Annotated in this window: 22 protein-coding genes, 1 tRNA gene and 5 pseudogenes; 10 read left to right on the top strand and 18 right to left on the bottom strand. The window is 67.4% G+C overall.

Annotation, left to right across the window (positions count from 1 at the left end):
• Nucleotides 1-83: 83 nt before the first annotated feature.
• The 5 genes and pseudogenes from BPODLACK_RS23575 to BPODLACK_RS12510 form a co-directional block, all read right to left on the bottom strand.
• A pseudogene (locus BPODLACK_RS23575) lies at nucleotides 84-300 on the bottom strand (hypothetical protein).
• Nucleotides 264-1,604, bottom strand: a complete 1,341-nt coding sequence (locus BPODLACK_RS12495; RefSeq protein ID WP_096272871.1) for an MFS transporter — start codon at nucleotides 1,602-1,604, stop codon at nucleotides 264-266. The pseudogene BPODLACK_RS23575 and the gene BPODLACK_RS12495 overlap by 37 nt, the downstream one beginning before the upstream one ends.
• Nucleotides 1,605-1,658: 54 nt before the next feature.
• Nucleotides 1,659-2,420, bottom strand: coding sequence for a TSUP family transporter (locus tag BPODLACK_RS12500; RefSeq protein ID WP_096272869.1), 762 nt, complete (start codon nucleotides 2,418-2,420; stop codon nucleotides 1,659-1,661).
• A 7-nt stretch (nucleotides 2,421-2,427) separates the two neighbouring features.
• Complete coding sequence (locus BPODLACK_RS12505) at nucleotides 2,428-2,901, bottom strand: RidA family protein (protein WP_006435100.1); 474 nt, start codon at nucleotides 2,899-2,901, stop codon at nucleotides 2,428-2,430.
• A gap of 2 nt (nucleotides 2,902-2,903) precedes the next feature.
• The gene (locus BPODLACK_RS12510) at nucleotides 2,904-3,068 is read right to left on the bottom strand and encodes a DUF4177 domain-containing protein (protein ID WP_006435101.1); all 165 of its coding nucleotides are present in this window, start codon (nucleotides 3,066-3,068) and stop codon (nucleotides 2,904-2,906) included.
• 43 nt (nucleotides 3,069-3,111) lie between these two features.
• Here BPODLACK_RS12510 and BPODLACK_RS12515 point away from each other — a divergent pair, with 43 nt between their 5' ends.
• The gene (locus BPODLACK_RS12515) at nucleotides 3,112-4,182 is read left to right on the top strand and encodes an ArsA family ATPase (RefSeq protein ID WP_006435102.1); all 1,071 of its coding nucleotides are present in this window, start codon (nucleotides 3,112-3,114) and stop codon (nucleotides 4,180-4,182) included.
• Entirely contained in the window at nucleotides 4,182-5,276 is a 1,095-nt protein-coding gene (locus BPODLACK_RS12520; RefSeq protein ID WP_024499564.1) for an ArsA family ATPase, read from the top strand. The genes BPODLACK_RS12515 and BPODLACK_RS12520 overlap by 1 nt, the downstream gene beginning before the upstream one ends.
• Nucleotides 5,277-5,362: 86 nt before the next feature.
• Here BPODLACK_RS12520 and BPODLACK_RS12525 read toward each other — a convergent pair whose 3' ends face one another.
• Nucleotides 5,363-5,674: a WhiB family transcriptional regulator gene (locus BPODLACK_RS12525; RefSeq protein ID WP_024499565.1), complete on the bottom strand. Its 312-nt coding sequence runs from the start codon at nucleotides 5,672-5,674 to the stop codon at nucleotides 5,363-5,365.
• A gap of 316 nt (nucleotides 5,675-5,990) precedes the next feature.
• Here BPODLACK_RS12525 and BPODLACK_RS12530 point away from each other — a divergent pair, with 316 nt between their 5' ends.
• Genes BPODLACK_RS12530 through BPODLACK_RS12545 form a run of 4 tightly spaced genes read left to right on the top strand, consistent with a single transcriptional unit; the run spans nucleotide 5,991 to nucleotide 10,447 of the window.
• The gene (locus BPODLACK_RS12530; protein ID WP_096272867.1) at nucleotides 5,991-8,444 is read left to right on the top strand and encodes a penicillin-binding protein; all 2,454 of its coding nucleotides are present in this window, start codon (nucleotides 5,991-5,993) and stop codon (nucleotides 8,442-8,444) included.
• Nucleotides 8,445-8,497: 53 nt separating this feature from the next.
• Entirely contained in the window at nucleotides 8,498-9,505 is a 1,008-nt protein-coding gene (locus tag BPODLACK_RS12535; protein ID WP_006435106.1) for a metallophosphoesterase, read from the top strand.
• Nucleotides 9,506-9,539: 34 nt separating this feature from the next.
• Nucleotides 9,540-10,235, top strand: a complete 696-nt coding sequence (locus tag BPODLACK_RS12540) for a haloacid dehalogenase type II (protein ID WP_006435107.1) — start codon at nucleotides 9,540-9,542, stop codon at nucleotides 10,233-10,235.
• Between the two features lie 20 nt (nucleotides 10,236-10,255).
• Nucleotides 10,256-10,447 (top strand): hypothetical protein, encoded by a 192-nt coding sequence (locus BPODLACK_RS12545; RefSeq protein ID WP_006435108.1) that lies wholly within the window; start codon nucleotides 10,256-10,258, stop codon nucleotides 10,445-10,447.
• Nucleotides 10,448-10,573: 126 nt separating this feature from the next.
• Here BPODLACK_RS12545 and BPODLACK_RS12550 read toward each other — a convergent pair.
• A tRNA-Pro gene (locus BPODLACK_RS12550) sits at nucleotides 10,574-10,647 on the bottom strand.
• 201 nt (nucleotides 10,648-10,848) lie between these two features.
• Between BPODLACK_RS12550 and BPODLACK_RS12555 the strand changes: the two genes are divergently transcribed.
• Entirely contained in the window at nucleotides 10,849-11,274 is a 426-nt protein-coding gene (locus BPODLACK_RS12555; RefSeq protein WP_159405416.1) for a DUF7144 family membrane protein, read from the top strand.
• 141 nt (nucleotides 11,275-11,415) lie between these two features.
• Nucleotides 11,416-12,015 (top strand): annotated as a pseudogene (locus tag BPODLACK_RS12560) (lipocalin family protein).
• Nucleotides 12,016-12,088: 73 nt separating this feature from the next.
• On the opposite strand, the gene BPODLACK_RS12565 reads toward BPODLACK_RS12560, so the two are convergent.
• The 4 genes from BPODLACK_RS12565 to BPODLACK_RS12580 all read right to left on the bottom strand — a co-directional run bounded on the left by BPODLACK_RS12565 (nucleotide 12,089) and on the right by BPODLACK_RS12580 (nucleotide 17,164).
• A complete protein-coding gene (locus tag BPODLACK_RS12565) occupies nucleotides 12,089-12,544 on the bottom strand; it encodes a helix-turn-helix domain-containing protein (protein WP_040004551.1) in 456 nt (151 codons plus the stop codon).
• A gap of 191 nt (nucleotides 12,545-12,735) precedes the next feature.
• Entirely contained in the window at nucleotides 12,736-14,133 is a 1,398-nt protein-coding gene (locus BPODLACK_RS12570) for a dipeptidase (RefSeq protein ID WP_006435112.1), read from the bottom strand.
• 68 nt (nucleotides 14,134-14,201) lie between these two features.
• Complete coding sequence (locus BPODLACK_RS12575; RefSeq protein ID WP_006435113.1) at nucleotides 14,202-15,599, bottom strand: DUF2252 domain-containing protein; 1,398 nt, start codon at nucleotides 15,597-15,599, stop codon at nucleotides 14,202-14,204.
• A 110-nt stretch (nucleotides 15,600-15,709) separates the two neighbouring features.
• Entirely contained in the window at nucleotides 15,710-17,164 is a 1,455-nt protein-coding gene (locus BPODLACK_RS12580) for a hypothetical protein (RefSeq protein WP_006435114.1), read from the bottom strand.
• Between the two features lie 208 nt (nucleotides 17,165-17,372).
• On the opposite strand from BPODLACK_RS12580, the gene BPODLACK_RS12585 reads away from it, so the two are divergent.
• A complete protein-coding gene (locus tag BPODLACK_RS12585; protein ID WP_006435115.1) occupies nucleotides 17,373-17,969 on the top strand; it encodes a hypothetical protein in 597 nt (198 codons plus the stop codon).
• 124 nt (nucleotides 17,970-18,093) lie between these two features.
• On the opposite strand, the pseudogene BPODLACK_RS12590 reads toward BPODLACK_RS12585, so the two are convergent.
• From BPODLACK_RS12590 to BPODLACK_RS12620, 7 genes and pseudogenes are all read right to left on the bottom strand, one after another.
• Nucleotides 18,094-18,569, bottom strand: a pseudogene (locus BPODLACK_RS12590) (Dps family protein).
• Between the two features lie 131 nt (nucleotides 18,570-18,700).
• A pseudogene (locus BPODLACK_RS12595) lies at nucleotides 18,701-18,943 on the bottom strand (organic hydroperoxide resistance protein); the annotation flags it as partial.
• Nucleotides 18,944-19,104: 161 nt separating this feature from the next.
• On the bottom strand, nucleotides 19,105-19,794 hold the full coding sequence (locus BPODLACK_RS12600) for a hypothetical protein (protein WP_006435118.1): 690 nt from the start codon (nucleotides 19,792-19,794) through the stop codon (nucleotides 19,105-19,107).
• 310 nt (nucleotides 19,795-20,104) lie between these two features.
• Entirely contained in the window at nucleotides 20,105-21,391 is a 1,287-nt protein-coding gene (locus BPODLACK_RS12605) for a lipase family protein (protein ID WP_040004552.1), read from the bottom strand.
• A 113-nt stretch (nucleotides 21,392-21,504) separates the two neighbouring features.
• Nucleotides 21,505-22,874, bottom strand: a pseudogene (locus tag BPODLACK_RS12610) (hypothetical protein).
• A gap of 186 nt (nucleotides 22,875-23,060) precedes the next feature.
• Nucleotides 23,061-24,455, bottom strand: a complete 1,395-nt coding sequence (locus tag BPODLACK_RS12615) for a GntP family permease (protein WP_024499582.1) — start codon at nucleotides 24,453-24,455, stop codon at nucleotides 23,061-23,063.
• Nucleotides 24,456-24,457: 2 nt separating this feature from the next.
• Nucleotides 24,458-24,961, bottom strand: a complete 504-nt coding sequence (locus BPODLACK_RS12620) for a gluconokinase (RefSeq protein ID WP_006435122.1) — start codon at nucleotides 24,959-24,961, stop codon at nucleotides 24,458-24,460.
• Between the two features lie 125 nt (nucleotides 24,962-25,086).
• Between BPODLACK_RS12620 and BPODLACK_RS12625 the strand changes: the two genes are divergently transcribed.
• Nucleotides 25,087-25,836 carry a FadR/GntR family transcriptional regulator gene (locus BPODLACK_RS12625; RefSeq protein ID WP_159405417.1) on the top strand — a complete coding sequence of 250 codons (750 nt, stop codon included), beginning with the start codon at nucleotides 25,087-25,089 and terminating at the stop codon, nucleotides 25,834-25,836.
• Nucleotides 25,837-25,877: the final 41 nt, after the last annotated feature.

Below are 25,877 nucleotides of genomic sequence, written 5' to 3' on the forward strand. Positions count from 1 at the left end.
CAAATCATCGCATCGTTGCAGCACATACTGCCTCATCTCGCTGCCGGCGCCGATCATCCATTCACATGCACCGGCGATGCAGGTCAGAGCCCGGGGAGCGTTGTCCAGCGTTCGACGTCGACGACCCGGCCGGGCAGTTCGGCGATCACCAGCACCGGGGTGTCTCGTGAGCGGTTCCGTGGCGCGCGCCAGGAACCGCTCTGTCCCTCCGCCGAAAGGCAGTTCGATCTCGCCGAGAGTCTCTCCCCCGGGGATCGCCAGTGTCACGACACCCGTTCGTCCGACGAGTTGCTGTGACACGCTGATCCCTCCCCTGCAAGGCCGATGATCGGACTGTAGGCCATCGCGGCCTGCCGGCGCCCGCGCGCACCGTCGACCACCACGTACACGGCGGTGACCACCGCGATCGTCCCGGCACCGAGTACGAGGGTGGCGTATCCGAACGCACCCACCACGACCCCGGCCAGCGCACCCGCCCCGGCTCCGGCGAGACTCATCGAGGTGTCCGAGACACCCTGTGCCGCAGCATGTCTGATGACCTCTACGGCGTCGGTCAGCAGGGTCGACGCCGCGACCGTGGACGCCGACCACCCGATGCCGAGTAGGACCAGTGCGGCGACGAGTCCGGCCTGGGAGTCGACGAACACGAACCCGACGATGCAACTGACGACGAGAACGGCCTGACCGGTGAGGATGACCGGCACTCTTCCAGCGCGGTCGGCGAGGATGCCCATCAGCGGTGAGAGCGCGAACATCCCGGCGATGTGGGCGCTGATCGAGAGTCCGACAAGCGTCACCGACACGCCGCCGTGGTGCAGGTGAACGGGCGTCAGCACCATGACCCCGACCATCACTGCATGCACCGAGACGACCGCCGCCAACGCCGCTCGGGCGGCGGGTGATTGCATGATCGCCGAAAGCCCCTCCGCCAGAGATGGTCTCGATGTCGATTCGGAAACTCCACGATTCGCTTCCACGAGCGGGTCGGGCCGCAGACCGACGAGGAGCACGGCTGCCGCACACAGGCACCCGACGGCGCCCAACAGGAACGGCCCCGCCATGTCCGCCATCCCGACCCAACCCGCGACCGGCGCCCCGAGCGGAACCAGCGCGGGACCGACGACGGCGCCGACCATCGTCATCCAGACCACGAGCGACAGGTCGCGACCCCGTGTCTCCGGCGCGGCCAGGTCCGTCGCCGCGAACCGGGCCTGAAGGCTGACTTCCGTCCCCGATCCGAGCGCGATCATCCCCGCGAGCATCAGCAGGAACCAGCCGCGGTCCCCAGCGAAGGCCACGATCAGCGCGCCGGTGGCAGCGACTATCAGCCCGGTGGCGAGCGCGGGTCGCCGACCGCGCGCCGACGCCAGCGCCGCGAGCGGTAGCCCGGCTGCTGCCGCGCCGAGTGTCAACACCGTGGCCGGCAACCCGGCCAGCGATTCGGTCCCGGACAGCTCCTCACCGAGAATCGCGCCCAGCGCCAGGGCACCGCCCATCGAGACGCCGCCCAGCACCTGAACCAGGCACAGCAGGACGACGGTGCGACGCTGGATCGCGACGCGCGTCGAGTCGGCGGCGGATTCGGTGGGGGCGTTCACCCCCACCGCATCTCCCGTTCCGGCCCGGCACCGCCACGCCTTTTCGCCTGCGCACGTGGATCAGTCGGTGATCAGGTCGTACCCCAGCTTCCCCACCATCACCACGACGACGGCCAGGAGCACCCACCGCACGAACGAACTACCGCGCCCGATGGCCATGTGCGAGCCGATCTGGGCGCCGACGATATTGGCGACTGCGAGTCCGAGACCCAAGAGCCACAGCACATTTCCCTGGAGCCCGAACACGGTCAGCGCCCCGAGGTTGGTACCGGTGTTGATGACCTTTGCCATCGCCGAACTCTCCAAGAACGTCGTCCCGACGAGAGCGGTGAGGCTGATGATGAGGAAGGCCCCGGTTCCGGGACCCATCACCCCGTCGTAGAACGCGACGACGACACCGGCGATCACCAGGCCGGCGATCGTCGACAGGCGAGACCGCGGGCCCGACGACGTGTCGCCGCCGAACCCGGGATTCAGCGCGACGAAGAGTCCCACGCCGACGAGCATCACCAGCACGATCGGCGTGAAGATCTCCGTCGGCAACGAGATCGCCACCAGCGCACCGAGAGCCGAGAACACGAGCGCGGCGAGGAACACCGGGACGAGCCGTCGTAGATCGACGCGCACGTGCCGCACATAGCGCCAGGCTGCCGATGCGGTGCCGAAGACCGCGGCGAGTTTGTTGGTGCCGAGTGCCGTCGCCGTCGGCAGGCCGGGCTGCGCGATCAGCATCGCGGGGATCAACACCAATCCACCGCCGCCGACCACGGCGTCGACCCATCCGGCGGCTGCGGCCGCGACGACCAGCAGCGCGACGTCCAAAGAGACGTCAGGCCACTTCGACGATCAGCTCCACCTCGACGGGTGCACCGAGCGGCAGTTCGGCGACACCGACGGCCGAACGAGCGTGAACTCCCGCGTCGCCGAAGATCTCGCCCAGCAGATCCGACGCACCGTTGATGACCTTCGGCTGACCGGTGAAGCCAGGGGCCGACGCGACGAAACCGACCACCTTGACAATGCGCACCACCGAGTCGATACCGACCAGTGCGTGCACCGCGGCGAGCGCGTTCAGCGCGCAGGCGCGCGCCGCATCGGTGGCCTCATCCGGACGCACGACGCCCTCGGCACCGTCGTGCACCTTGCCGTGCACCGAGAGTTCGCCGTTGACGATCGGGAGCTGTCCCGAGGTGTAGACGAGGTTGCCGGTCCGCACGGCCGGGGTGTAGCTGGCCACCGGAGGCACCACGTCGGGTAGCGCGATGCCGAGCTCGGCGAGTCGATCTGTCCAGGTTGCAGCCATGCTCAGCCCTTCGGTCGCTTCATGTAGGCCACGTGCTGCTCACCGGTCGGGCCGGGCAGCACCGACACCAGTTCCCAGCCGTCGGCGCCCCACTGATCGAGGATTTGTTTGGTTGCGTGCGTCAGCAGCGGCACCGTCACGTACTCCCACGCGGTCACTTCAGTCATGGACTCACCCTATCTGCCGACGATCAATGGATAAGGTGTTGCGGTGGCCAATGAACAGGGCTCACGTTCCGGGGCGGGGGAAGGTCTCGATTCCGGCGTGACAGACAACTCTTCCGTTGCGGACGCGAACGAGTGGCCGGACGCGGCATCGCGCGCCCGGTTGCACTTCGTCTCGGGTAAGGGCGGGACCGGTAAGACGACCATCGCGGCGGCGCTCGCGCTCGCACTCGCCGCCGACGGCAAGAAGGTTCTCCTGGTGGAGACCGAGGGCCGGCAGGGCATTGCGCAGCTCTTCGACATACCGCCGCTGCCGCCGACCGACACCAGGATCGCGACTGCCGAAGGCGGGGGCGAGGTGTCGGCGCTCGCCGTCGACATCGAGCACGCACTGCTCGAATACCTCGACATGTTCTACAACCTCGGCTTCGCCGGCCGGGCGATGAAGCGCATCGGCGCCATCGACTTCGTGACCACGGTGGCACCGGGTCTGCGCGACGTGCTGCTCACCGGCAAGATCAAAGAGCGCATCATCCACACCGACAAGCAGGGCGAGCGCGTCTACGACGCGGTGGTCGTCGACGCACCGCCGACCGGCCGGATCGGCAATTTCCTTGACGTCACCCAGGCGATGGCCGACCTCGCCAAGACCGGTCCGATCCGTAACCAGAGCGAGGGTGTCGTCCGCCTGCTGCATTCCGAGGAGACCGTCGTCCACCTGGTGACGTTGCTGGAGGCGATGCCGATCCAGGAGACCATCGAGGCGATCGAGGAGCTGCGCGGCAAGAACCTCAACCTCGGCAGCCTGATCATCAACCGGGTCAGTGCACCGCACCTGCCCGCCGACACGATCGACGAGATCGCCGAGGGACAGATCGATGCCTCGCGCATCGAGGAGAACCTGAGCGCCGCCGGCGTGAAGCTCGCCGACGGTGATCTGTCCGGGCTGCTCACCGAGACCATCGAACATGCGACCCGCCTGCAGGCACAGCAGATCGCGAAGGCCCAGCTCGACGAGGTCGAACTGCCGACCCTCGAACTGCCGTCCCTCGGCGACGGCATCGACCTCGGTTCCATCTACGAGCTGGCCAACCTTCTCCAGAAAGCGGGTGCGTGATGCCACTCGACCTCAAGATGGGGGCGGTGCTGACCGACCCCGCGACCCGCGTCGTCATCTGTTGTGGTGCCGGCGGCGTCGGCAAGACCACCACCGCGGCCGCCATGGCGATGTACGCAGCCGAGCAGGGCCGCACCGTCGCGGTCCTCACCATCGACCCGGCCAAGCGGCTCGCACAGTCACTCGGGATGTCGCAGCTCACCAACGAGCCGCAGCCGGTTCCGATCGATGGCAAGGGCACGCTCGACGCGATGATGCTCGACATGCGGCGCACCTTCGACGAGATGGTGCTCGAGTACTCCAGTCCCGAACGCGCCGAGGCGATCATGGAGAACGCCTTCTATCAGACGGTCGCGTCGTCGTTCTCCGGCACGCAGGAGTACATGGCGATGGAGAAGCTCGGCAAGCTGCTCGAGCAGGAGCACTGGGACCTCATCGTCGTGGACACGCCACCGTCCCGGAACGCCCTCGACTTCCTCGACGCGCCGCAGCGTCTCGGCTCGTTCCTGTCGGGTCGGCTGATGAAGGTGCTGGTCGGCGGCGGACGCGGTGTCGGCCGAATGGTGACCGGGGCGATGAGCCTGGCGATGCGGGGCGTCTCCACCATCATCGGCGGCGACATGCTGCGCGACGTCGCGACGTTCGTGCAGTCCCTGGACTCGATGTTCGGCGGTTTCCAGGACCGCGCGCTGAAGACCTATGAACTGCTGAAGCAGCCGGGCACCCAGTTCGCGGTGGTCGCCGCGGCCGAGGCCGACGCGCTGCGTGAGGCCGCATTCTTCGTCGACCGGCTGTCGGAGGAGACGATGCCGCTCGCGGGTCTGATCCTCAACCGGACCCACCCGAACCTGACCTCGATCCACGAGGAGGCGGCGCTGGTGGCACTCGAGTCGGTCACCGACGACCTGACTCGCGGGGTGCTACAGATCCACGCCGACCGGGCCGCCACCGCGAAGCGCGAACTCCATCTGCTGCAGAGATTCACGGCGGCCCATCCGCGGGTCCCGATCGTCGGGGTCCCGGCGTTGCCGTTCGAGGTCGCGGACGTGACCGCACTGCGCGCAGTCGCGGAGCAGATCACCGGACGGGGCTGAGCGCTTTCACCACCGACTGATGACAATCGGCTCGGCCGGCTTCCGTCGGTCGAGCCGAATTGCGTTTGCTGATGTGTCTTGGTGGGTCAGACCGCGTCGGCGCGCTGACGCCGGCGCTGGGCTTCGAAGAACGCCGACCACGAGGTGACCTCGGGATGCTGGCGCAGGAGTGCGCGACGCTGACGCTCGGTCAGGCCACCCCACACACCGAACTCGACGCGATTGTCGAGGGCATCGGCACCGCATTCGAGCTGTACCGGGCAGTGCCGGCAGATCGTGGCGGCCTTGCGCTGGGCTGCTCCTCTCACGAACAGATCGTCCGGGTCTCCGCCTCGGCATCGTGCTCTGGCCACCCAGGCCAAGCGATCTTCTCCGGTAGAAACTGCCGCTGTCGCCATCCGCCACCCCTACTCATCGTGTTCCGCATGTCCCCGAAGCCGGGGCTCAACTCGCTGCTCAGACCACATTTACAGCAAACTGTTAAGTGAGTCACATTCTGCACTCAATCTAGGGATCTGTGCATGGGTGCGCAACCCCTGGAGCGCAACAAAGTGGGACCACCGTGCAAACTCATCCGATCGGACGGTTGCACTGACGCGCGGTCGGGCCGTTCTTCGAGCACGCCGGGATCGTGTCCAGGCACAACGGTCCCGTCGGATCTCGGGGGCGAGGCTGGGCGATGTTCGGACCGATCGCACGTATCCTGTCGGGGTGATGTCGAAGAAACTGTGGTCACTGGCCTGGGCGAGCCTGCTGGCCGGGGTTCTCGTCGCGGGCCTGATGTATCCGGTGGCCAGTGGGGTCGGAGTCGTCTCCAACCGGGCGGCCGCGGCAGTCGAGAACGTCTCCTCCGAACTCCTGAACGGCACCTTGCCGGAGGTCACCACGATGACCGACGCCAACGGAAAGCCGATCGCGGTGCTGTTCGACCAGTACCGCTACCAGGTCGGATACAACGACATCTCGCCCGACATGATCCGCGCGATCATCTCCGTCGAGGACCGGCGCTTCCTCGAGCACGACGGCGTCGACTGGAAGGGCACCATCCGCGCCGCGCTGAAGAACTCGTCGTCGGGCGAGGTCCAGCAGGGTGCGTCGACGCTCGATCAGCAGTACATCAAGAACTATCAACTGCTCGTGCTCGCCCGCACCGAGGCCGACCGCCAGGCCGCGGTCGAGACGACCCCGGCGCGCAAGCTGCGCGAGGTGCGCATGGCCCTCACGCTCGAACAGACCCTCATCGACGAGGCCAAGCGCGACAAGGGTCTCGACGACGCCGCCGCCAAGCAGGAGGCGAAGAAGCAGATCGTCACCCGCTATCTGAACGTCGTCCCGTTCGGCAACAACGCCTACGGCATCGAGGCGGCCGCGCAGACCTACTTCGGGATCCCGGCGAAGGACCTGCAGGTAGAGCAGGCGGCCATGCTCGCGGGCATGGTGCAGTCGAGTTCGGCGCTCAACCCCTACAGCAACGCCGAGGACACGCTGACGCGCCGGAACCTCGTACTCGACACGATGATCGACAACTTCCCCGAACGACGCGCCGAGCTGATGGCGGCCAAGGAGAAGCCGCTGGGCGTGCTCCCGCGTCCGCGGACGCCCACTCAGGGCTGCATCGCCGCCGACGACAAGGGCTTCTTCTGCGACTACGCGTTGCAGTTCCTCGCCGAGAACGGGATGTCGCGCAACTCCGTGCTGCGAGGCGGGTACATCATCCAGACCACCCTCGACCCCGACGTGCAGCGCTCAACGGACCGTGCGGCAAAGACCCAGGCGAGTCCCACCGCCGACGGTGTCGCGGATGTCATCAGCACCATCCGTCCCGGGGACAAGTCCCACGACGTGCTGTCCATGGCGTCGAGTCGCCGCTACGGACTGAACCTGAATGCCGGCGAGACGATGCAGCCGCAACCGTTCTCGATGGTCGGCGACGGCGCGGGCTCGGTGTTCAAGATCTTCACCGTGGCTGCGGCCTTGGAGAAGGGTCTCGGCGCCGGGTCGACGATCCCGGTGCCCGGTTTCGTCGCCGTGGAGGGCATGGGTAACAGCGGCGGGGTGAACGGGTGTCCGGCCAACGCCTACTGCGTGAAGAACGCCGGCCGCTACCCCGCGGCGATGTCGGTGACCGATGCGCTCGCCCAATCGCCGAACACCGCTTTCGTCAAGCTGCTGCAGCAGGTCGGCGTGAAGCCGGCCGTCGACATGGCCGTCCGCCTCGGCCTGCGTTCCTACACCGTCCCCGGCTCGTCGGGAAACGGCGAGAAGAGCATTGCCCAGTACGTCAAGGACGGGAACTTCGGTTCGTTCACGCTAGGGCCGCTGCCCATCAACGCGCTCGAGCTCGCCAACGTCGCCGCGACGATCGCCTCCGGCGGCGTCTGGTGCCCGCCCAACCCGATCAAGTCGATCAGCCGGGTGAAGCGCGATCAGTACGGCAACCCGGTGATCGGGCCCGACGGGCAGCGTGCCCTCACCACGGTCCCGTTCAACGCTCCGGGCTGCGAACAGGTCGTCGACAAGGGTCTCGCCGACACCCTCGCCGTCACCATGAGCAAGGACGACGTGGGTGCGGGTACCGCCGCGGGCGCCGCGGGTTCGGTCGGCTGGACGCTTCCGATGTCGGGTAAGACCGGCACGACCGAGGCATACCGGTCGTCGGCGTTCGTCGGATTCACCAACCAGATCGCCGGCGCCGCGTACGTCTACAGCGATGGCCCCAACCCGCAGGGTGTGTGCACCAGTCCGCTTCGGTCCTGCTACGAAGGCAACGTGTTCGGCGGTATGGAACCCGCGCGGACATGGTTCCAGGCGGTGAAACCGGTCGCGACCAAGTTCGGTCCGGTCCGGCTCCCTCCGATCGACCGCGAATACTGGAACGGCAGTGACCGCGGACGAATCCCGCAGGTCAGCGGACTGACCGCCAGTGAGGCGACCTCACGCCTGCAACGGGCCGGGTTCAAGGTCAACGAGCTCGAGGTCGACAGCGGCCGCCCCAAGGGCACGGTCGTGTTCACCGCACCCTCGGATTCCGCGATGCCCGGCAGCACGGTCACCATCTACGTCAGCAACGGTCGTCGCGCCGGTGGCGGTGACGGCGGCAACGGTCCCACCGAGACCACCGTGGTGGTTCCCGGTGTCGGCCCGGTCGTGATCCAGCTACCCGGCTGAGCCCGGGGCCGGGAACGGGTGGGCATGCGCTCGGTGATGCGTATTCTGAACAGATGCAACACTCCGAACTCGACTTCGCACGCCTCGGCCGTTCACGCCTCGGTTCACCCGGTTCCGGGGTCGGTTCGCGCGCACTGATCGGTGCCGCGGGACTCGCCGCGGCCGGCCTCGTCTACTCGACGGTCATCGAGCGCAACGCCTTCGCCCTGCGCCACACGACGCTGTCGGTCCTCGAACCCGGCGCCTCTCCCCTGCGGGTCCTGCACATCAGCGACCTGCACATGATGCCCAACCAGCGGCTCAAGCAGGCGTGGATCTCCGAGCTCGAGGCGCTGGAACCAGATCTGGTGGTCAACACCGGCGACAATCTCGCGCACCCGCAGGCGGTGCCCGCGGTGATCCAGTCCCTCGGCGGCCTCCTGTCGCGTCCGGGTCTGTTCGTCTTCGGTTCCAACGACTACTTCGGCCCCAAGGCGAAGAATCCGTTCAAGTACTTCAAGAAGGATCACCAGCGCACGTATGGTGAACCGCTTCCGTGGCAGGACCTGCGGGCGGCGTTCACCGAACGCGGCTGGCTCGACGCCACACACACCGTGCGTGAGCTCGAGGTCAGCGGGGTGCGGGTGGTCGCGGCCGGAGTCGACGATCCGCACATCGAGCGGGACCGCTACGAGACCATTGCCGGGCGCCCCAACCCGCTGGCGCACCTGCGCCTCGGCCTCACGCATTCGCCCGAGCCGCGGGTCCTCGACCGCTTCGCCGCCGACGGCTACGACCTCGTGATGGCCGGCCACACCCACGGCGGGCAACTGTGCCTGCCGTTCTTCGGGGCGCTCGTCACCAACTGCCACATCGACCGTTCCCGGGTGAAGGGACCGTCGAACTGGGGGTCGTCGATGAAGCTGCACGTGAGCGCCGGCCTCGGCACATCCCCGTACGCGCCCGTCCGCTTCTGCTGCCGCCCGGAGGCCAGCCTCATCACCCTGACGCCGGTCTCGCACGGCGACGCCGATTACGACGCCGACCAGTCGCTGCCGCAGCTGGCACGCGAGTCCCTGTGAGCGTCCCCCGAACACACCGGGGGTCGATCGACTCGTGAACGCGCTCGGCGTGAAGGTCCTGGCGTTCGACACCTTCGGTACGGTCACCGATTGGTTCACCGGGATCTCCGGTGCCGTGGCGCTGATCGTCCCCGAGGTCGACTCCGCCGACTTCGCGCGTGAGTGGCGTCGCCGCTACTCGCCGATCCTCGCGCGTGTCGAGGCCGGAGAGCTCCCCTGGCGTCGTCTCGACGACCTGCAGACCGAGACCCTCCGGGAGGTCGCAGGGGCCTTCGGCGTGACTCTCGACGCCGAACAGAGCCGCGCGCTGGTGCGTGCGTGGCGGACCATCCCCGGCTGGCCCGACGCCGCCGAAGGCATCCGGCGCCTCAAGCGGGACCGCATCGTGTGCGCTCTCAGCAACGGGACCGTGGCGTTGCTGACCGACATGGCACGACACAACGGCTTCGGGTGGGACGTCATCGGGGGTTCCGACCTCTGGCGTCACTACAAACCCGCGCGCGAGACGTACTGCGGCCTCGCCGAACTCCTCGAGGTCCGACCGGACGAGGTGATGATGGTCGCGACGCATCAGTCGGACCTCGACGCCGCCCGCTCCTTCGGCCTGCGTACCGCGTTCGTCGAGCGACCGGCCGAATGGGGTGGCGAACCCAAGGACGACTCCGGTTCGCCGGACAACGATTTCCACGCCACCGATCTGCTCGACCTGGCCCGGCAGCTGGGTTGCTGAGCGAAGGAGCCCGTTGCGTCATGACCCTCGACGATCTGCGGCGCTGGGAGGACTCCGGTGCTTGCTGGCGGGTCGTCCGCCGCGGTCCCGAGGATGTCACCGTGAGTCTGTTGCGCTGTGACGGCGGCGAAGAGGTCGACCGGTTCGTCAGCGCCGACCCCGAGATCCTCGCTCACCTCGGCGATCGTGTCTCTTCCGAGCAGAAGATCTGAGCCCGCGCTCTCCACTGCGAGGTCACCGGCGAAGACGAGGAAACCCCGGCCGCATCTCTGCCGACCGGGGTTTCACTGCTGTGTCTCAACCAACACATCTCTGTGATCGACCGTGGCCGATCTCTGTCGGGGTGGCGGGATTCGAACCCACGACCTCTTCGTCCCGAACGAAGCGCGCTACCAAGCTGCGCCACACCCCGTGTGTAGCCTGCGATAGCTTATACCCGACCCCCGCCGAGTACTAAATCGCCTGCTCAAAGATGTGCCGGAACTGAGCGAAACGCTGTGGGACACGGGTCGGATGTCCCATCCTTGGTTAAGGTCCACCCGCAACAACGCCACCGCGCCGTCGCGCCAGGATCTCTGGACGCCGGCGTTCCCCACCATGAAAGGACGCCACCATGAGCGCCACCCCCGACCAGCAGGCGAACTCGTCGGCCAAACAGGGCTTCGCCTTCGGGATCTCGATCGTCGCCGCCGCCCTGCTCTTCGTCGCAGGCCTGGTCTCGGTCTTCCAGGGCATCTCGGCGATCGCCAACGACGAACTCTTCGTCGTAGGCCGCGACTACGTCTTCGAATTCGACCTCACCGCGTGGGGCTGGATTCACATGATCCTCGGCATCGTCGGCATCCTCGTCGCCGGCGGACTCGCGGTCGGTGCGGACTGGGCGCGCATCGCCGCCATCGTCATCGCGTCACTGTCGATCATCGCGCAGTTCCTGTGGCTGCCCTACTACCCGGCCTGGGCGATCCTGATCATCGTCCTCGACCTCATCGTCATCTGGGCGGTCTCCACCTGGAACCCGAACAACGTCTACAACATGTGATCTTTCGTTTCACCAGCGATGATGCCCGCCGACATGGCCTGCCGGGTGCCCATGACCCATCCGTGACCGCGTGCGGTCTGAACACTCTTCAGACAGCCGATCGGGACTCGACGTAGACGATCGGCCCACGAAAGGAACACCATGCGCGTCACACACACCCTTGCAGCCCTTGTCGCCGGCATCGTCGTGGTATCGGTTTCGTCATCGGGACCGGTCCGGCGCAGGCCGCGCCCCTGGCCCCGGTGGCCTACGTCGACGTCGACCGTTACCTCGGCAAATGGTGGCAGCTGGCGACCGTCCCCTCGTTCTGGGGCGTGACCTGCGCGCGTTCTACACCCGGATCGATGAGAAGACCATCGGTGTCGACAACCAGTGCACCGGACCCACCGGCATGCGGGGCGGCGTGATCGGGCGCGCCACCGTGGTGGACACCAAGACGAATGCCCAGTTGAGTGTGCGGTTCCCGCAGACACCCGCCAGCATCAACCCCAACGGGGCGCCGAACTACATCATCGCCTACATCGAGGACGGCGAGAACCCGAACGGTCCGTACAAGTACGCGATCGTCGGTGACCCACTCGCGCCTCGGGATTCCTGCTCTCGCGCGACAAGGTCGTGTCCGACTCCGAACTGCGTCGGCTGACCAAGGAGATAGAGAAGGTGGGGTTCAACCCGTGCACGTTCCTCGTCTCACCGACGACCGGTGGACGCAGTGACTACTCGCCGCTTTGCATACTGTGATCGCGAACCGCCACTGAACACGACGATCGAAACCATTTCAGCGCAAGCACCAAAGTGCTTGCGCCGAAATGCATCAGCTGGCTTCCGCGTCGGCAACCGTTGCGGCGCGCCGGAATTCGTCAGGGGTGAGCCCGTACTTGGCGCGGAATCTGTTCCGCATCGTCGCCGTCGAGGCGAAGCCCGAAGCATGTGCCACCGCTTCGAGTTTCGGATTCCCCGGGCCCGTCAGCAGGCCACGGGCCCAGTCGAGACGGCGGTCGGCGATCATCTCGGCCAGCGACGTGGGACTGCCGGCGAGAACCCGATAGAGGTGCCGGCGACTCACATGCAGGTGCCGCGCCACGACCTCGACACTGAAATCCGGGTCGCGGAAATTACGCTCGATGAGGTCGGTGACCGCGGCGCGCAAATACCGCTCACTCGTTCGCAAGTCCGACACTCCGACACGGGAAACCTGTTCGCTACGCGAAACATGTTCCGGCGCAATGTTCATCACTTGCCCGTCACGACCAATGGGACCTGGGCCCACCTTGTTCCTTCCACGAGAGTTCTCCCACCCGGCATCAGACATTACCGACGGGGGTGTTCCCGGTCTTGGGCCTTTGGTCCCAATTTCATGGGTCTTCGTCTCGGGATTGTGCTGCGACACGCGAACTTTCCCTATCCACTTCGCTCAGGAACTGGGTCAGCCGTCCACCTTCGCGAGCTATCGGACCCGCGCTAGGCGCCGCCTGGCCCGGCGTTGGCCGAATCCCGGCCGGCCCGGGCCGCGCGGGACGCGTAGTCACGTAGGAACAGGGCCTCGGCGAGCGCGATCCGCTCGATCTCGGTCGGATCGACGCTCTCGTTGGGGGCGTGGATCAGGCACCGCGGCTCCTCGACACCGAAGAGCATGATCTCGGCGTCGGGGAAGGTGCTCTGCAGGACGTTGCACAGCGGGATCGATCCACCCTGCCCCTGGATCAGCACCTCCTCGCCGCCGTAGGCGGCCGCGAGCGCGTCGGTGAGCGCCTCGTAGGCCGGACCGGATGTCGAGCCGACGAACGGCGATCCCACCGCCTCACGCTCGAAGGACACCCGGGCATTCCATGGGGTGGCCGCCCGGAGGTGTTCGATGAGCGCGTCCTGGGCGTAGGTGGGGTCCATTCCCGGCGGCACGCGCAGGTTGATGCGCGCCCGGGCGCGTGGCTGGACCGCCGCGGAGGACCCGACCACCGGCGGGCAGTCGATGCCGAGCACGGTCGCGGCGGGACGCGCCCACACCATGTCCGACACCGATCCGGATCCCACGAGCTCGACGCCCTCGAGCACCGTTGCATCAGAACGGAACTGTTCGGGCGGGTAGGAAACGCCAGGCCACTCGGCATCGGCGTCGAGACCGGTGATGGTGGTGTTGCCGTGCTCGTCGCGCAGAGTGGCGAGCATCGCGATGAGGGCGGCCAGCGCATCCGGCGCGGCCCCACCGAACATGCCGGAATGCATTGCCGATCCCAGGGTTTCGACCGTGACGTCGATGTTGGCGATGCCGCGCAACGTCGTCGTGAGACTCGGTCTGCCGACAGCGAAGTTGCCGGAGTCGGCGATCAGGATGGTGTCGGCACGCAACAGGTCGGGATGCTCGACCGCGAAATGCTCGAGCCCACCCGTCCCCTGTTCCTCCGAGCCCTCGCCGATGATCTTCACGGTCACACCGAGGTCGCCGGCGAGGGCACGCAGCGCGGTGAGGTGCACGGCGATGTTGCCCTTGCAGTCGGCGGCACCGCGTCCGTACCAGCGACCGTCCCGTTCCGTCAGCTCCCACACCGGCGAATCCCATTCGTTCTCACCGAGGGGCGGTTGCACGTCGTGATGGAAGTACAGCAGGACGGTCGGCGCACCTTCCGGACCGGGGATCTGCCCGGTGACCGCCTTGGACCCGTCACTGGTCACATGCGCGGCGACATCCTCGACACCCAGCTCGCGGAACGTTCCCAACAGCCATTCGACCATGCCGTCGCATTCCTCCACCGGGAACTGCTGCGGGTCGTGAACCGAGCGGAACCGCACCATCTCCGCCAGATCCGACTTCGCACGAGGCATCAACTCCCGCACCCGATCTCGCAATGTCGCGTCATCCATGCACACATCTCCCTGTCGGTTCTCGGCGGTCGGTTCGCTCCGTCGTCTGTGTACCACAGCCCGGTGCGTCAGCTCTTTCCCGCCGCGGTGAGGTCGTGCACACTCAGCTCGCCGCGGCTGATCGCCGCCGTCATCTGGGTATGATCGGCGTCGTTGAGATCTGCGTAGGCGATCGAGAACTCCGCCACGGCATCCGCGAAACCCTTTGTCTCGGAGAGATATCGTGCGATGTCGAAGCGAGTCGACGTCCTGGCGTGCGCCTGGGCGAGCGCCGTCCCGCACAGGCGCGCATAGAGTTTCATCGCGTCGGGTTCGAGCGCCTCGACGACGACCGACCCCTTCCCGTCGCGGAGCTGGCGCACGTAGAAGTCACGTCGCTCGCCGTTCTCGTCGAGCCCCGTCGACCAGCCCAGAAAGAGGTCGCTCGCCGCCTGCAGGAGACGCTGGCCCTCGACGACGCGCTGGCCCTGGTTGTCGAATCCCGAGGTCGGGACGTAATCGGCGAGGACCGACCGCTGAGCCTCCTTCACCTGGAGGAAGAGCGGATCCTCGAGGTTCTTGCCCATCATCAGCACGATCCACGCCCGGGTCCCGACGCTCCCCACTCCGACGACCTTGAAGGCGATGTCGACGAGCGAGAACTGGGCGAGCAACGCCTGCACATGCAACGGCAGTGTCGCCCGGTAGTTGTCGACCCGCTCTCGGACACGTTCCTCGACCACGGCGGCGTTCTCACTGGAGAAGCGCTCTTTCAGTGGCACCAGCAGCGGCGGATCGCTGCGGATGTGTGCCGTGCCGTCCGGGTCGATCTCGCAGAGTTTGGCCAGGGCCTGGGCACTGTTCCGGTGCCGGGCCTTGCGTAGCGCCTTCTGCGTCCGCTCCGTCACCGAGGTGTCCAGCCGGTCTCCCAGTTCCGCGACCAGAGAGTCGACATCGATTCCGGCGTACCAACATTCGAGAGTGGTCAGCGAGACACTGCGTTTGATCGTCCGACGGTAGGTCTTCGCCACGGTCTTGGCGATCGTCCGGTTGGTCGTGTCGTCGAATCCGTTGTTGCGACCTGCGATCGTGAAACTCGCCGCCAGCCGTTTCACGTCCCATTCGAAGGGACCGATGTGGGTCTCGTCGAAATCGTTCAGGTCGAAGACCATTCGACGCTCCGGACTGAAGAACAGGCCCAGATTGCTCAGGTGGGCATCCCCGCAGAGCTGCGTGATGATTCCGGTGTCCGGGGTTCGCGAGAGATCGTCGGCCATGACTGCCGCCGCGCCGCGATAGAACGTGAACGGCGTCGCCGCCATCCGCGCGTGCCGGACGGGGATGAGTTCGGGCACCCTGTTCAGCGACTGTCTGGCGAGGATCGCCAGCGGGTCGGATCGCTCCCCCGGTGTCGGACACGCGGCCAGATCGGCGGCGGTCGGGACGGGATGCCGCTGGGACTGCGGGTCGGCCGGAGTCGTGGTCACCGGGGTTCCTCCCTGTCGGGTGCGTCCCGTCGCGTTCTGGAACCTCGTGGCGCGGGGTCGCGTGTCCCGGGCGCCGGTCGGAGCCCGGAGGTGGCAGGCCTCCCGGCGCGCTACTGGTACGAGACGAACCAGGGTGTCGGCGCGACCGCCATGGTCGTCGCCGGCGAGAACGTCGGCTTGTCCTCCGTGTAGAAATTCTTCCAGCCCATCCACACCCCCGCGGGAAGATCACCGAGCAATCTGCGCCAGGTCTCCATCTTGACCGGCGGTGTCCCGTGCCCGTCGGCGTGCAGGACCACCTGGAGTTCCTCTCGGTCGGTGACGATGTTCTTCCGCTGACCGAGCATGCCGGCGTCGAACTGGTGCAGCACGAAGAGCTTCTGTGGCAGTCCTCGCTCACGCACCATTCCCGCGAGCCACGCCGAGGTGCGATTCACCTCGGCGGCCTCGACGGACCCGATCTGCTTCAGGTGTACCTGATCCGGCTTGAGGCGCCACTCCGGGTCGAGCGCCAGCCCGACATGCGGCAGGGCCAGGAGCTCCGCATACTTCTGGGCCTGGGTCAGGAAGTCCATACGTCCGGGCTGGAGGTCGAGAGTCACGTAGACACCGGCACGTCCGGCCGCCTCGACCCACGGCCGCAACGTCGCGGGGTCGATCATGCTCGTGTAGTTGGAGCCCTCGCCCGGTTCCGACGATGCGACGGTCGCGATGATCTCGAACGCGGGGACGACCGGCTCGGCACTGACCCGCTGATAGTCGGCCGCGAGACGCCGGACGCGTTCGATCGACGCCTCGATCCCCTGCCGGCCGAGCGGACCCAGGGCCGGCGCGTCGGGGGAACCGTAGAGCGCGACCATCCGCCTGCCCGGGAACACGACCTGTCCACCGCCGGGGAGTTCCGGCGTTCGCCGCGCCTGGTCGACCCGTGCCGCGAAGTCCTCGGTGTCGCCGAAGCCGGCTCCGACCGCTCGGATCGGGGTCTGCGACGAAGCACCGGTCAGAGCGGCCACGGCAGGCGTGTTCGCGCGCGGGTCGGGGAACGGCACCTCGACGACGCGCGCTCCGGAACGAGCGGTCAGCGTGGCATCGACAGGGGTGTCCCGGGAGACCATCACGATCGGTTCGTCCCCGTCTCGCGGCCGGTTGCCTCGCAGGTCCCCGAGATCGATCGCGGGCCGACGACCCTCGAGCCCTTCGACCTCGCCGAGTCGCACCACCCGTTGCGCACCGAGACGCCCCAGCTCGTCGTCGACGTCGTCCGCCGTCTGCGGGGTCACGGTGAGCACCGGCACGTGCTTGTCACCTGCGGTCTCCCCGACGCGATTCCGTGTCTCGGGGTCGGCGAGTGCACCCGGTGCGAGCAGGATCGCCTCGGCGGATCGGGAGTACAACTCGCGGCTGACGAGGACCGCCTCGGGTTCCGCGCCGGACAGGACGGCGACCCCCGGTTGTGGGTCAGCGAACGCGACGACGTCGTTCGTTCCCGCTTGCCCCGCAGATGCGCTGATGAACAGCCCGAGCATCACGCACACGATCGTCGCGCCGATCAATCTGATCGTCACCAGTGCATTCCTCCCGTTCTCGGTTCCGCTCGACCCGAGGGGTCGGACGTTTCGTGACCGCGATGGCTAGACGGTCGCCCAACGTATCAGCGACGACCGGTCCCATCGACTCCTCGCGCGCACCGGTACTCGACCGCACCGCTGTGACCGGTGCCGACCGTCCCACCATGTGACCTGGTTCACGAGCGGTGACGGACGGCGTTGTAGCGTGTGTGCCGTGGACTATTGGGGAGTCATGGTCGGGTTGGGTCTTCTCGCGTCGGCGTTCGGTGCCGCCGCGTTCGTGCGGTACCGGGAACGGGAGTCCGCGACCCTCCAGAGACAGACGGCACTGGCACGCGAACTGCGCGACCTCGCAGGCGCTGACGAGGTTCGTCTGGCCGCAGTGGACGAGTTCTCGCTCACCATCTACCAGCGCCTCTTCTACGCCTCGGTGGTGGCGCCGTGGATTCGCTCGGCGGTCTGGGCCCTGCTGGGCGCGGCCCTCGCCGCGGCGGGCGCCGTCGCGACCGGTCCGATCGACGGGGTGTACGCCACGGCCGTCCACGTCGTCACGATCGCCGCGTCCGCGATCTTCGGGCTGGCCGCACTCGTCTTCGCCGGCATCGCCCTTTACCACTCGGCGTCGACTCCTCGTGTCTCCTTCCGCGATTCCTACGCGGTCGACGACGACGCCGGCTCACACGTCGCCGTCACGAACACAGCAGGCACCGACACCACGACCACCGACCACGAGTCCGCCGCGAAGAACGTCGTCGAGAAGAAGACCATCGAGAAGAAGGCCACCGAACCGGCCGGCGACTGACGCCGACCATGGATCCCGAGCCTTCCGAACATCCACGACGACATCGGAATACGACGAACCCCGCCGGTGAGACCGGCGGGGTTCGTCGCTGTGAGAGGCCCCGATCAACGGGGTGTTCTGCTGGTCAGGCGACCTGTGCCTGCCACATCCAGTGCAGCTGTTCGAGTTTCGACGCGAACGAGATGAGCAGATCCTGGGTCACCGGGTCGGCCTCCTCGGTGGCGTCGATGCGCTCGCGGAGTCCCGCGACGACCGCCTTGAGGTTGGCGACGATGGCGTCGACGACATCCGAGTCCTTGGTCCAGCCTTCGCCGAATCCCTTGGTGTTCGCGGTCTTCGCCACGGTTTCGGCGCGCCCGTCGGGACTGACGCCGATCGCGGTGGCACGCTCGGCCGCCGAGTCGGTGAACTCACGCGCCACGGTGACCAGTTCGTCGAGATCGAGGTGCACCGATCGGAACTGCTTGCCCACGACGTTCCAGTGGGCCTGCTTCGCGTCAGACTGAGGTCGATCAGGTCGACGAGGGTGTCCTGCAGGGCCTTTCCGGCCACGGACTGCTGCTCTTCGGTGAGAGTGCTGGTGATGGGAGTGGTGGTCATGATCAAGAACTTCCTTTCTTGTCATATCTGCGCTGCTCCGGAGCCGGTCTCGATGCCCCGGTGGGTAGAGACGTCCCGCTGGGAGGGAAAACGAACGGGGACCGGTTGCCGCCGTGTGACCCCTCGAATTAGACGGTGGACTCGTCGGGCACCGGGCTACCGGCCGCCTTCGACGTGGCGCGGAGGGCACCCAGAAAACATGCCGCGTACCCGGCCGAGAAGAGTTCTTCCGGATTGCTGCCGTCGCCGCTGCCACCCATTTCCTTCGGCGGCCGGAGGGAGAGGTCGATCCGACCCGTCGCCGAAACCACCTCACCGTCACGTCCACCACCGGACGCCTTGGACGAAATGGTGTACACCGGCTCGATTGCCATCGGAGATCCTCCTGAGTTCGGGTCTTCGGGTGAGTCGCGATCAGACAGGGTCGGCCGTAGAACCAACGTTCTGTCCAACAGACCAGTACCCGGGATCATTCCGACCAAACCGGCAGGTGGCGGGCCTGACAAAGTCGGCGCGGGCGTGACGGCGCCGACGTTCAGCGGCCGCGCAGCATACGGGTCGGCTTCATCCTCGTGGATTCGGGCAGCCACGTGTTCACCGACCGACGCAGCGTGAAGAGCGCGGCGATCACCAGCAGGGCGAACTGCACGTAGCTGAGGACGACCATCGTGGACGTGATGTCCGGATAACGGAAGAGCAGGTCGACGCCGACGGGGATACAGAGGAGATGAACCACCACCGCGGCGAGGAAGAAGTTGCGGCAATGACGGCTGTGGTGGGTGGCCGCTGCCACCAGGAGCAGATACTCGATCACCAGCACCACCACGATCATCACCAGCATGAACGGCGGGAAGAAGCCGGCCAGTGTATCGATCTGGTCCTCGGGGGCGGAGTTGGCCGGGTCGGACACGACCCCCTCGAGCAGACGGAGCCGCAGGTCGTCGGTGATGGTGCTGAGGTTGAAGAAGCCGTAGACCGCCAGGATCGACCCGATGACCGCCGCGGCCCACCAGACCACGCGGGCGTGGAGGACCAGCGCCACCGGCGGGCGGCCCGGATCGGCCGGCCGCGGCGGATAGAGCGAGGCCTGGTCGTGGTCACGCGACGACCGTTCCAGCTCGGCGAGGTCCTCGGCGTCGAGTTCTGCCTGGCTCGGGATGCGTTCGGGGTCTCGATCATGGGGATCCCCGTTCGCACCTCCCCCCGGCCCGTGCGGATCGTTCATTCCTCGATCCTGCCATCCGGGCGTCGGGTACCGACAGGTCCCGGGCCCCTGAGGAGCGTCCGGAGACAGACAGGGCCCGCGTCCCGCCCCCTGAGGAGCGTCCGGAGACAGACAGGGCCCGCGCCCCGACACCCCCTGAGGAGCGTCCCGAGACAGGCCCGCGCCCCCCCCGCCCCCTGAGGAGCGTCCCGAGACGACAGGGCCCGCGCCCCCGCCCCCGCCCCCTGAGGAGCGTCCGGAGCTTGCGGAGGACGCGTCTCGAAGGGCCGGCGGGCCCTGTCTGCGGTTCGAGTGGTTCTGCTCCCCGGGTCTACTTCTGGAACTCGCCGAGGACGAACTCCATACCGGGCAGGAAGGTGCCCAGCATGGGGACAACGTGGTTGACGATCGACTTGGTCAGGATCGGCGGCGTCGGGTTCGTCACGAACCGGACGTCGGCGCCCTGTGCGCGCCAGTCCGCGGCGAGCTGCGCGACCTGGCCGTATGGGATCACGTCGTCGTGGAGGCCGCCCTCGAGGAACACCGGCGCGTTCGGCTTGAGGCGGCCGATGCGCTGTTCGCCGACGACCTTCTGCACTCCGGGCGATCGCGCGATGACCGCGGAGAGCGTCTCGCCGGTGCGTGTCCAGTTCTGCGTCCGCTGGAATCCGTACGCCGGGATGATGTCACCGATGCAGCTCGTCGAGATCTGCCGCAGCGCAGCCTTTCCGGACGCGTTGGTCTCCCTGTGCACCACGTCGGCGACCTCCGGGTACCGCTGGGTGAGGCCGTTGATGGCGAATCCGATGGCCCCGGCGATGGTGCTGCCGTCGATGGCCGGGATGACCTTCTCCAGGTCGGCCGGCGGCGCACCGGCGTAACTGGCACGGACGTTCAGTTCCGGCGCGTAGGTCGCGGCGAGTTCGGCGGCGGACGCAGCGGCGCCCCCGCCCTGCGAGTACCCGGCGAACCCGACCGGCGCATCGGCCGGGGCCCCGGAGGCGCGCAACGCCGCGCGGGCACCGTCGAGCATGGCGTGGCCGGTCTCGGACCGGTTGACGTAGGTGTGGATACCCGGGGTGCCCATGCCGATGTAGTCGGTGACGAACACCCGAACGCCGTTGAGCAGCATGTAGTACGTCTCCGGCGCGGTGTAGTTGACGCCGATACTGGGTTTGGTGATGTCGATCGACACCGGCAGGGTCATCATCTTCGACGCCGCGCACTGGTCACCTTGGCCGATGGTGCCCGGGCCGACGACGACGGTCGGCCGCGGCCCCTTCCCACGCCACGGCGCGGTCGGCTCGACGACGGTTCCGGTCACGGCCGCGGGGGTGCCGTCCTGGTAGGTCGAGGTGTACATGACCTTGCGGGCCGTGCCCGGCCACTGTCCGGGCGCGCCGGGGATCTGCAGGAGCAGCGGGATCTCCTGGCTCCGGATCACCGAGCCGGGCTCGGTGGCGAAGGACGACGGCGGCGTGTAGAAGTCGGCCGCACTCGCGTCCGACGCCGGACTGATCAACGCGGCCGCGCATGCGGCCGCCACCCCCGCTATCGCGGCCGTTCGCAGGCGTGACCTGCGGCGTGACCCGATGCTCATACCCGACTTCAGCTTCATGGGCGAGTAACCTACCCCACAGTAAGTGGAGTCAGGTGACCGGGTCGGCTTCCGGGGCGTGTTGTGAGTGACCCTTGATCACGACACCTCGGTGACCTGGCCGTCCGCGACCGTCAGCGGCCGGCCGGCACGATCTTGAGCATCCGCCCGACCGTCGCCTGCCACAGAGCTCCGTCCGCGGTGATGGTGCCGGTGAGTTCGAGCGGTTCGTCGGCGGGCGCATTCCCGACTTGTCGGATCTCGACACGGAGTCCGGTCGCGAAATCCGTCGCGACGTAAGCGACCGGACCGAGCTGTTGCGGCCGGCTCGGAGCCCACGGACCGTAGCCGAGCGCATGGATGAGGCCGTCCGCGCGCGAGAGCCTCGGCAGCGTCGCGATCCGGTCGGAGTTCTCCCACACGCGCCGGCACCCGTTCTCGTCGACGTCGATTCGGGTCGCGCCACCGGTGAAGGCGGCGTCCGCGGGAACCGCCGGACCGGTCACCGCCATCGGCGGATACTGGTATCCGTACGTGCTGGGGATGACGACAGAGTTGCCCCAGGCCATCGGTGAGTTCTCGGTACCCGGCCCCGAACGGTCGAAGGCCCGGATCCGGCACACCTCGGACCCGTCGTCACTGCGGAACACCCGGAGGTCCGGCCGGTCCGCGTTGTCGACGATCGCCACCCAGCCGTCACCGCCCGGGCCGAAGTACGTGGGGGTGGTCCCCGATCCCCAGGTCAGCTGGCCGGGTTTGCGTGCAGGGCCGCGGTCGTACGATCGACGCCACACGATCCGCGGCGCGGCACCGCGTTCCGCGCGCATCTCGTACAGGGCGTGCGTCGTCAGGATCGACGCCCCCGATCGTCGGATCGACAGTCCGTTGCCGAGTTCCTCGCCCCGCGGCAGTCGCGTCGAGTGAACGCGCTTGTCCTCATCCACCGTCCCCACGACGCCGCGGGTCGTCGCAAACCAGACGCGTCCGTCGAAATCCGGTGCGAGACCGGTGATCGTGTCGCCGGTCGGGATGTGGGCCGAGACATCGACGCGGTCATCGACCTGGACTTGCCAGCCGGTGACCGTCTTTCGGTGTGCGACACGCAGAATCGACCCGGACCCATCTGCGACGACGACCCGGTCGCGGTAGTCGAGGTAGCCGTAGACCCCGCCGAGCAGTCCACCTTTGGTCAGTTGCCTCGACGCCAACGGTTGCGCCGTACGGGGATCGAACGGAACAACGGTCGGCGCCGCCACGCCGGCGGCGAGGTCGCCACGAACTGCGTGCACAGCGCGACCGGCATCCCGTCGCGGCCGACGAAGGTCGCCGCGCAGGCCCCACCGGGAATCGACGAGGCGGCGAGGCGCGCGCCACGCCCCGGTCCTCGGTGTCCCGTCGAGTCGGTGGACGCCAGGTCGCCGTGCATGAGCGACGTGCCCGCGGGACCGAGACCGGTTGCCGGCGAATCAGGCTGTGCTGCGGCGGGATACGCGGTCACCGCCATCACCAGCGCGCCGGCGAACACCCACATGCGAAGTCGCGTCATGAGTCGTCAAGCTACCGCAGAACCGCCCCGGAGATCCGCCCTCGAGAGGCCATTCGACGACAATATGTCGACGACCCGGCTGCTGAGGGCGCATTCCAGGGGCGGTTCACCGGGGCGTTTTTCAGAGCGGCGCGGTCGGCTCCGTCAGATCACCAGCCCCAACGCCAGCACGACGACCAGGCCGCTGACCGAGAGGAGGGTCTCCATCATCGACCACGTCTTGAAGGTCTGGCCGACGGTCATGCCGAAGTACTCCTTCACCAACCAGAAACCGGCGTCGTTGACGTGGGACAGGAAGACCGAACCGGCGCCGATCGCGAGGACGACCAGGGAGACCTCGCCCGAGCTCAATCCGTCCACGAGGCCGAGCATCAGCGAGGACGCGGTGATGGTCGCGACGGTCGCCGACCCGGTGGCCAGGCGGATCAGCGCGGCAAGGACCCAGGCGAGGACCAGTACCGGAATGTTCGCGCCGGTGGCCCAGTCCGCCAGCAACGTGCCGATGCCGGTGTCGACGAGGACCTGCTTGAAACCGCCACCGGCGGAGACGATCAACAGGATGCCGGCGATGGCGGGCAATGCCGCACCGGTGCACTTCGAGATCGTCTCGCGGTCCATCCCCGAGCCGCGGCCCAGCGTGAACATCGCGACGATGACGGCGATCAGCAGTGCGATCAGCGGGGTACCGAGGATGTCGAGAATCCTCCGCACGGGTTGATCTTCGTCGGAGATGAAGATCTCGGCGAGCGCCTTGCCCAGCATCAGGACGACGGGCAGCAAGACGCTGAACATGGTGATCCCGAAGGACGGCCGCTTGGTCGTCGGACCGTCGTCAGGGTCGATGTCGAAGGTGTGCGGCGCCTCGACCGTCACCCACTTCCCGGCGACGGTGGCGAACAGCGGACCCGAGACGATGATCGTCGGGATGGCAACGCCCACACCGAGGGCGAGCGTCAGGCCGAGGTCGGCACCGAGGGCGTCGATCGCGACGAGCGGGCCCGGATGCGGCGGAACGAAGCCATGCATGGCCGAGAGGCCGGCGAGCGCGGGGATGCCGATGGGGATCAGGCCCAGACCGGACCGCCGGGCGACGAGATAGATCACCGGCATCAAGAGCACGAGACCGATCTCGAAGAACATCGGCAGTCCGATGATGGCGCCGACGAGGGCCATCGCCCACGGCAGCATCCGCGGCGAGGCGTGCCCGACGATCGTGTCCACGATCTCGTCCGCTCCGCCGGAGTCGGCGAGGAGTTTCGCAAACATCGCGCCGAGTGCGATGAGGATGCCGACACCGGCTGCGGTCGAACCGAATCCGGTGGTGAACGACTCCAGGACCGTCGGGATCGACTCGCCCGCGACGATGCCGACGGTGGCACCGCCACCCACCAGCGCGAGGAAGGGATGAACCTTGGCAACGGTGATGGCGACGACGATGACGGCGATGCCGGCCAGCGCCGCGACGACGAGTTGCCAGCCCGCCGCGACGGGTTCGGGCAGATCCGCACCGGCGGCAAGGATCGTGGTGGTGGACAACATGTTCAGTTCTCCTCGCCGTTGGGGAGTGAAGCAACGAGTTCGTCGACGATGGCGTCGACGCTCTGGTCGACGTCGACGGTCAGTCCGCGTTCATCGGAGGTCAGGGGTTCGAGGGTGTCGAACTGGGAGGCGAGGAGCGCCGACGGCATGAAGTGACCCGGACGCGATGCCTGCCGGCGCGCGATGACCTCGACCGAGCCGGCCAAGTGCGCGAAGAGCACCGACGGCTCATGTCCGCGAAGGCGGTCGCGGTACTCGAGCTTGAGCGCCGAGCAGCTCATCACGCCGCCGTCACCGTGCTCGGCCAGCCAGACGCCGATGGACTCGAGCCAGGGTCGGCGATCGTCGTCGTCGAGCGGTTGCCCGGCGGACATCTTGGCGATGTTCTCCGCCGAGTGGAAGTCGTCGGCATCAGCGAATGGCACACGCAGACGCTGTGCCAAGGCGGCTCCCACCGTCGACTTACCCGACCCCGAGACCCCCATGACGACCACCGGTGATCGCATGCCAACTCCTCCACATCGCTGTGCTGATGATCACGGAGATTGCCGCAATAGTCATACTTATGCAAGTTGTGAGAACAATAAGTACGCTGATTGGCGCTGGCTGCCGCTAATGAGAAGATGAAAACGTGAGTCAGAGCACACGTGGGACCACCGAGCGCCACGACGAGGTCCTCGCCGCCATCGGTCGGCACATCGTCTCGGGAGCACACCCCGCCGGCAGCGTCCTGACGCTCGACGCCATCTGCACCGACCATGGGGTATCCCGAACCGTGGCCCGCGAGGTGATCAAGGTCCTCGAATCGATGGGACTCGTCGAGTCACGACGCCGCGTCGGCATCACCATCCAGCCACGGACCCGCTGGAGTGTCTTCGACCCGCGACTGATCCGGTGGCGTCTCGACGGCGCGGACCGGTCGGACTTTCTCACAACCCTGTCGGAACTACGACGCGGATTCGAGCCCGTGGCGGCCGCGCTGGCCGCCGAACGCGCGGACGAAGAACAGTGCCGCATCCTCGCAGCCGCGGTGTCGGACATGTCTGTTCACGGCCGCACCGGCGACCTGGAGTCATACCTACTGGCCGACAAGGTCTTTCACCGCACCTTGCTGGAGGCGAGCGGCAACGAGATGTTCCGATCCCTGGCCGACGTCGTCGGCGAGGTGCTCGCCGGACGCACCCATCACGGAATGATGCCGACGTCGCCCAACCCGGCCGCGATCGCACTGCACGACGACGTGGCACGAGCAATACGCCTCCGCGACCCGAAGGCCGCGGAGGCGTCGATGCGCGAGATCATCACCGAGGCGGCAGCGGCCGTCGCCCCTTCGCCGACTAGGCCCCTCGCTGCGAGCGAAGCGCCGCCCATCGCTCCCTGAGGTGCGAGGAGCGATAGCGACGAGCCTCGAAGGGCCTGGTG

Source organism: Gordonia sp. YY1, assembly GCF_009872315.1.
GTDB classification, from domain to species: domain Bacteria; phylum Actinomycetota; class Actinomycetes; order Mycobacteriales; family Mycobacteriaceae; genus Gordonia; species Gordonia amicalis.

Bases quoted from the DNA above. Each gene is read 5' to 3' on its own strand.
- BPODLACK_RS12505 (WP_006435100.1), bottom strand. From the start codon at position 2,901: ATGGCTGCAACCTGGACAGATCGACTCGCCGAGCTCGGCATCGCGCTA.
- BPODLACK_RS12510 (WP_006435101.1), bottom strand. From the start codon at position 3,068: ATGACTGAAGTGACCGCGTGGGAGTACGTGACGGTGCCGCTGCTGACG.
- BPODLACK_RS12520 (WP_024499564.1), top strand. From the start codon at position 4,182: ATGCCACTCGACCTCAAGATGGGGGCGGTGCTGACCGACCCCGCGACC.
- BPODLACK_RS12525 (WP_024499565.1), bottom strand. From the start codon at position 5,674: ATGGCGACAGCGGCAGTTTCTACCGGAGAAGATCGCTTGGCCTGGGTG.
- BPODLACK_RS12530 (WP_096272867.1), top strand. From the start codon at position 5,991: ATGTCGAAGAAACTGTGGTCACTGGCCTGGGCGAGCCTGCTGGCCGGG.
- BPODLACK_RS12535 (WP_006435106.1), top strand. From the start codon at position 8,498: ATGCAACACTCCGAACTCGACTTCGCACGCCTCGGCCGTTCACGCCTC.
- BPODLACK_RS12545 (WP_006435108.1), top strand. From the start codon at position 10,256: ATGACCCTCGACGATCTGCGGCGCTGGGAGGACTCCGGTGCTTGCTGG.
- BPODLACK_RS12555 (WP_159405416.1), top strand. From the start codon at position 10,849: ATGAGCGCCACCCCCGACCAGCAGGCGAACTCGTCGGCCAAACAGGGC.
- BPODLACK_RS12570 (WP_006435112.1), bottom strand. From the start codon at position 14,133: ATGGATGACGCGACATTGCGAGATCGGGTGCGGGAGTTGATGCCTCGT.
- BPODLACK_RS12600 (WP_006435118.1), bottom strand. From the start codon at position 19,794: ATGAACGATCCGCACGGGCCGGGGGGAGGTGCGAACGGGGATCCCCAT.
- BPODLACK_RS12605 (WP_040004552.1), bottom strand. From the start codon at position 21,391: ATGAAGCTGAAGTCGGGTATGAGCATCGGGTCACGCCGCAGGTCACGC.
- BPODLACK_RS12615 (WP_024499582.1), bottom strand. From the start codon at position 24,455: ATGTTGTCCACCACCACGATCCTTGCCGCCGGTGCGGATCTGCCCGAA.
- BPODLACK_RS12620 (WP_006435122.1), bottom strand. From the start codon at position 24,961: ATGCGATCACCGGTGGTCGTCATGGGGGTCTCGGGGTCGGGTAAGTCG.